Origin of the sequence: Mesorhizobium sp. M7A.F.Ca.US.014.04.1.1 (genome assembly GCF_003998745.1) — a bacterium.
GTDB classification, from domain to species: Bacteria; Pseudomonadota; Alphaproteobacteria; order Rhizobiales; family Rhizobiaceae; genus Mesorhizobium; species Mesorhizobium ciceri.
On sequence record NZ_RZRW01000613.1, the window covers coordinates 1 to 3,252 of the forward strand.

Genomic DNA, 3,252 nt, shown 5'->3' on the forward strand with positions numbered 1-3,252 from the left:
CATCTCAGGTCTGGACCCTGTGCCGGCCGGCGATGAAGAATATCCGGCGCATGAGCGTCTGGCCGACCTTGCCAGGTCCAACAAGATTTATCCTTGGCTTGGTCATATCAGTCGCGCCCGGCAGCGAGCCGGTCGCAGACCGAACGGGTTATCTCGCTGGTCGACGCCCTGCCTTTCAGATCGGCGCTCAGAAGCCCGTTGGCCAGGCAGTCCTCGGTCACGCGACGGATGCGCGCTGCGGCCTGGTTGAGTCTCTCGTCGCCATGCTTGTGGCCGAGCCAGTCGAGCATCGAGGCTGCCGACAGGATCGTCCCATACGGATTGGCGATACCCTGGCCGGCAATGTCGGGCGCCGAGCCGTGCGCGGCCTGGAAGAAGCCGTTGGCCGCGCCGATCTCGGCTGAAGGCGCCATGCCCATCCCGCCCACCGTCGCGGCGGCGAGGTCGGACAGGATGTCGCCGAACATGTTCTCGCTGACGATGACGTTGAAATGGCCCGGTTTCACCACGAGATGCATCGCCATGGCGTCGACCAGCGCGTGCTCGGTCGCGATATCGGGATAGTCCTTCGCCACTTCGTCGAAGACGGAGCGAAAGAAGGCATAGCTGCGCAGCACGTTGGCCTTGTCGCAGCAGGTCACCCGGCGCACGCCGTCACGGGGCGCGCCGCCCGACTGGCGCGCCAGTTCGAAGGCCTTGCGTGCGATGCGCTCGATGCCGGAGCGGGTCTGCACCAGCGTGTCGACCGCCACTTCGCCGCGCAACAGCGCGCCCGATCCCCGCGCGGCGTAAAGCCCTTCGCTGTTCTCGCGCAAGATGATGTAGTCGATACCGCCGGCCTTCACTCCGCTCAACGGGCTCGGCACGCCCTCGAAAAGCCTGACGGGGCGGATGTTGGCATAGAGATCGAGTTCGAAGCGCAGCCTCAGCGTGAAATCCAGGCCTGCTTCGGTCCCATCGGGATGGATGACGCCCGGCAAGCCGCCCGCACCATGCAGGATGGCGTCCGCCTCGCGGCAGGCCTGGAAGGTCGGCTCGGGAAAGCTCTGGCCGGTCTTCAGGAAATGCTCGGCTCCGGCCGGGTATTCGCTGAAGTGCAAGGGGCTGCCGGGACCGAGCGCTGCTTTCACCACTTGAACCGCTGCGGCGCAGACTTCCGGGCCGATGCCGTCGCCATGCACCACGGCGATTTCGTAGACAGGCTTCATCGCCAACTCCCAAATGGTCTAACGCTCAGATGCACTTGCCGCCATCGACGTTGAGGTCGACGCCGGTGATCATGCTGGCCTCGTCGGAGCACAGGAATGCCGCGGCGTTGCCCATGTCCGCCGGCGTAGACAGCCTGCCGATCGGAATGGTGGCGACGACGCGGGCGCGGTTCTCTTCGCCGGAGCCGATGAAAGTGGACAGAAGTGGCGTGTCGCCGGCAACCGGATTGATGGCGTTGACGCGGATGCCGAAGGGGGCGAGTTCCACGGCCATGGCCCGGGTGGCGGCAATCGCCCAGCCTTTGGAAGCATTGTACCACGTCAAATTCGGGCGCGGCGAGACGCCGCCGGTGGAGGCGACGTTGAGGATGGCGCCTGATTTGATGGATTTGAAATGCGCGACGACCGCACGGGCGCCATTGTAGATGGATCGCATGTTGACGTTGGCGATCCGGTCGAACATCTCTTCGTCCATCGTCTCGAGCGCCAAGGGCGGCTGGGCCACGCCGGCATTGTTGACCAGTATGTCGAGACCGCCAAAGGCCGAGCGGGCCAGGTCTGCCGCCGCTTCGAAGCTTCCGAGTGTCGAGACGTCGCCAGTGATTGGCCGCACATTTTCGCCGGCTTCGGCAGCAACGCGAGCCGCGGCGGCCTCATCACGGTCCATCAACACGACCAGCGCACCTTCGGTGACGAATTTCCTGACGATGCCTTCGCCAAATCCCGAACCGCCGCCCGTGACGATAGCGACCTTGCCAGCAAGTCTCATATCTGTTCCTCCGTTGCCGGCACCATCGGGGAAGTCGCGTGCATTGCACAGTCCGATTATCTGAACGCCCTTTTAGCTTTCCTTGTTTGAGGTCGACCGGCGTGGGAGTCATAGTCGCCACGGAATTGTGAGGAGGAAGAGATGACGCTGAATTTCGACCCGCGGGCGAAGGCCACGGCGCTCTACCATGGCGAATTCCGGCCGATGTTCGTCGGCGGCAAGTGGGTTCCGGCACAATCCGGCCAGGAGATGCAGGCGCTCAACCCGGCGACTGGCGAAGTGCTGGCCACCGTGCCGCGTGGCTCGGCGGCCGACATCGATGCGGCGGTGGACGCTGCGCGCACGGCCTTCGAAGGGCCGTGGTCAAAATTCTCGCCCTACGAGCGGCAGTGCGTGCTTCTGCGCATCGCCGATCTCTTCGAGACCCATTGGGAAGAACTCAGCGTTTCCGACACTCTCGACATGGGACTGCCGATCACGCGCACGCTCGCCAACCGGCGGCGCGTCATCGGCATGCTGCGCTTCTATGCGGGCATGGCGACCGCGCTGCATGGCGAATCCATAGACAATTCGATCCCCGGCGAGATCGTCTCGTTCACAAGGCGCGAGCCGGTAGGCGTTGTCGGCGCGATCATCCCCTGGAACGCTCCGACCGCGGCGTCGATCTGGAAGATCGCGCCGGCGCTCGCCACCGGCTGCACCATCGTGCTGAAGCCCTCGGAGGATGCTTCGTTGACGCCGCTGCTGATCGCCAGGCTGATGCAGGAGGCCGGCGTTCCCGACGGCGTCGTCAACGTCGTCACCGGCACCGGGACAGAGGCCGGGGCGCGGCTCGCTGAACATCCCGACGTCAACAAGATCGTCTTCACCGGCTCGACGCTGACCGGCCAGGCCATCGCGCGGGCGGGCGTGACCAACCTCAAGCGCGTTTCCCTGGAGCTCGGCGGCAAATCGCCGATCATCGTCTGCCGCGATGCCGACATCGACAAGGCGGTTCCTGTCGCCGCGATGGCTGTGTTCGTGCATTCGGGCCAGATCTGCATCGCCGGTTCGCGGCTTTTCGTGGCCCGCGAAATCCATGACGAATTCGTGCGCCGGGTCGCCGAGTTTACCGGCAGGCTTCGCATCGGCCATGGCATCGAGGCGGAAACCGAAATCGGCCCGCTCATCAATGCCAGGCAGGCCGGCAAGGTGGTGGGCTATATCAAGGCCGGCCGCGACGAAGGCGCGGAACTGATGGCGGGCGGCTCGCGACTGACCGGCGGGCCCTACGAC

General features: G+C 65.0%; 3 protein-coding genes. 1 reads left to right on the forward strand and 2 read right to left on the reverse strand.

All coding sequences use genetic code 11. From position 1 onward, the window contains the following. Positions 1-107: 107 nt before the first annotated feature. A complete protein-coding gene (locus EOA22_RS28600; protein WP_063167474.1) occupies positions 108-1,208 on the reverse strand; it encodes an isocitrate/isopropylmalate dehydrogenase family protein in 1,101 nt (366 codons plus the stop codon). 25 nt (positions 1,209-1,233) lie between these two features. Beyond that, positions 1,234-1,977: a glucose 1-dehydrogenase gene (locus EOA22_RS28605; protein ID WP_013533144.1), complete on the reverse strand. Its 744-nt coding sequence runs from the start codon at positions 1,975-1,977 to the stop codon at positions 1,234-1,236. Positions 1,978-2,118: 141 nt separating this feature from the next. On the opposite strand from EOA22_RS28605, the gene EOA22_RS28610 reads away from it, so the two are divergent. Continuing rightward, on the forward strand, positions 2,119-3,252 hold a 1,134-nt coding region (locus tag EOA22_RS28610), incomplete at its 3' end, for an aldehyde dehydrogenase family protein (RefSeq protein WP_164755924.1).

Bases quoted from the DNA above. Each gene is read 5' to 3' on its own strand.
- EOA22_RS28600 (WP_063167474.1), bottom strand. From the start codon at position 1,208: ATGAAGCCTGTCTACGAAATCGCCGTGGTGCATGGCGACGGCATCGGC.
- EOA22_RS28605 (WP_013533144.1), bottom strand. From the start codon at position 1,977: ATGAGACTTGCTGGCAAGGTCGCTATCGTCACGGGCGGCGGTTCGGGA.